The sequence below is a fragment of the Longimicrobium sp. genome, from assembly GCF_036388275.1.
Taxonomy (GTDB): Bacteria; Gemmatimonadota; Gemmatimonadetes; order Longimicrobiales; family Longimicrobiaceae; genus Longimicrobium.
In genome coordinates this window covers 1-1,784 of sequence record NZ_DASVSF010000006.1, presented here as the reverse complement: position 1 = coordinate 1,784, position 1,784 = coordinate 1, and the positions used below count along the sequence as shown (strand labels likewise).

Here is a 1,784-nt window from a genome sequence, read left to right as displayed (position 1 = left end):
CAGTTGCCGGCCTTGCACAGCAGTCCCCGCAGGCGCCTGTCGAGAACGGCACGTAAGCCATGGGGCGAATCTGCTGAACCGATCGCAATGGCGGCGATGCCGTGCTGCCGACATACCGCCTGCGGGTCCACGGCGATGCAGAGGAGGCGAGCCTGCGGCATATCGCGGCGGAGAAGCCCGACCATCGCCTCGAGCGATCCCTCATTGCCGAAGTTGCCGCAACCGAATTGCCCGAAAAGCGCGATGGCAGGGCGCAGCACCGCGACGCGGCTTGCAGTGTCCTGTGCAGCACCCCACTCCTGGCCATAGCGGACCGGGAAACCGGCGCTGGAGGGCGCCTCCATTTCGGGGGATTGTGGCCGGTCAGTCATCGTACTGCATTGCCAGGAGCCAGTCCCTCAACCTGTCGCACTGCACCGATCTCGGCTTCTCGACTTCGCCCTCTGCGCCGCGTCGGCCCTGCTCAGTTGGCACGCACCGCAGCAGGGCGGGCAAACCGATGGAGCAAAAATTCTTCCCAGGGTTCGGGATCCCTGTGTTCAATCATGCCCGGAATGCAACTGGCTGAATTGCGCCGTCTGCGGTCTGTCGGAATGCGGGCGCCAGTCTTACGTGACGAGGATCGCAGTTCAAATCTGCTTCTGCCGGACAGCGTGCTCCGCATGTACCGCACCCGGCTGTCTGGACAATAGGTTGCGTTATGCGGCGCGCTTGAAGGTTTCCTCCTGCCAGGCGGCGCGCATCTGGGCTGGGCTGCGATAGCCGTTCTTCTCGATCAGCCACTCGGCGTTGTAGCGGGCGACGAAGGCCCGGACGGCGTCACGCACGTCCTCGATGGTCTGGAAGATGCGACCATGGACGGCTTGCTCTTTCAGCGTGCGAAAGAGCCTCTCGATCACGCCGTTCGTCTCGGGTTCCGCGACGAAGGCATAGCTCGGCGCCATGCCCCAGAACCTGACCTGCTTCTGGAAGACGTCGGCCATGAAGTTAGGATCTGACGCGGAATAACTGAATCGGATGTGATGGCGGCTCAGTGGCTGAGAGCCGGAAGGGACTGACGGTGGCTGGCCGCGCTGGCGTAATCGGTGGGGGTGATCGACCTCGACGACATCCGCACACGGTATCAGCAAGCCTGCAAATTCCTGGATGAGCGCGGGCGACGGCTGTTCGCGGCCAACGAGGCCCTGGCGCTTGGCCATGGTGGGGTGACGGCGACTTCGGCCGCGACCGGGCTGGCGCGCAGCACCATCCGGCGAGCCATCGTGGAGCTGCAGAGCGGGGCCAATCCGATCGGCCCGCGGGTCAGACGAAAGGGCGGCGGGCGCAAGAGCGCGGTCACCCTGCAACCGGAGTTGCCGGGCACTCTGGAGACGCTGATCGAGGATGCCATCCGCGGTGATCCGGAGACGCCGTTGCGCTGGGTGAGCCGCAGCCAGCGTCAGATTACCCGGGTGCTGGGCGAGCGTGGCTTCGCGGTCAGCCAGAAGCTGGTTGGCCTGCTGCTGCGCGAGCTGGGCTACAGTTGCCAAGCCAACTGCAAGACCCGGGAGGGAAGGAACCATCCCGACCGCGATGCCCAGTTCGCCCACATCAACACCGTCGTGCAAGCGGCGATGGCGGCAGGCCAGCCGGCCATCTCGGTAGACACCAAAAAGAAGGAGCTGGTCGGCGACTTCAAGAACCCCGGCCGCGAACTGCGTCCCAAGGGCCAACCCGAGCCGGTGCGGGTGCACGACTTCGAGCTACCGGACCTGGGCAAGGTCGCGCCTTACGGCGTCTACGAC

The 1,784-nt window shown here is 65.1% G+C and carries 2 protein-coding genes and 1 pseudogene; 1 reads left to right on the top strand and 2 read right to left on the bottom strand.

Features of this window, described 5'->3' with window-relative positions; translation table 11 throughout:
* Together VF632_RS02335 and VF632_RS02330 are read right to left on the bottom strand one after the other, a co-directional pair.
* Window positions 1-371: pseudogene (locus tag VF632_RS02335) on the bottom strand (hypothetical protein); the annotation flags it as partial.
* Between the two features lie 327 nt (window positions 372-698).
* A complete protein-coding gene (locus VF632_RS02330) occupies window positions 699-983 on the bottom strand; it encodes an integrase core domain-containing protein (RefSeq protein ID WP_331021231.1) in 285 nt (94 codons plus the stop codon).
* Window positions 984-1,091: 108 nt separating this feature from the next.
* Between VF632_RS02330 and VF632_RS02325 the strand changes: the two genes are divergently transcribed.
* Window positions 1,092-1,784, top strand: a 693-nt coding sequence (locus tag VF632_RS02325; RefSeq protein ID WP_331021230.1) for an ISAzo13 family transposase, incomplete at its 3' end; no start/stop codon positions are given.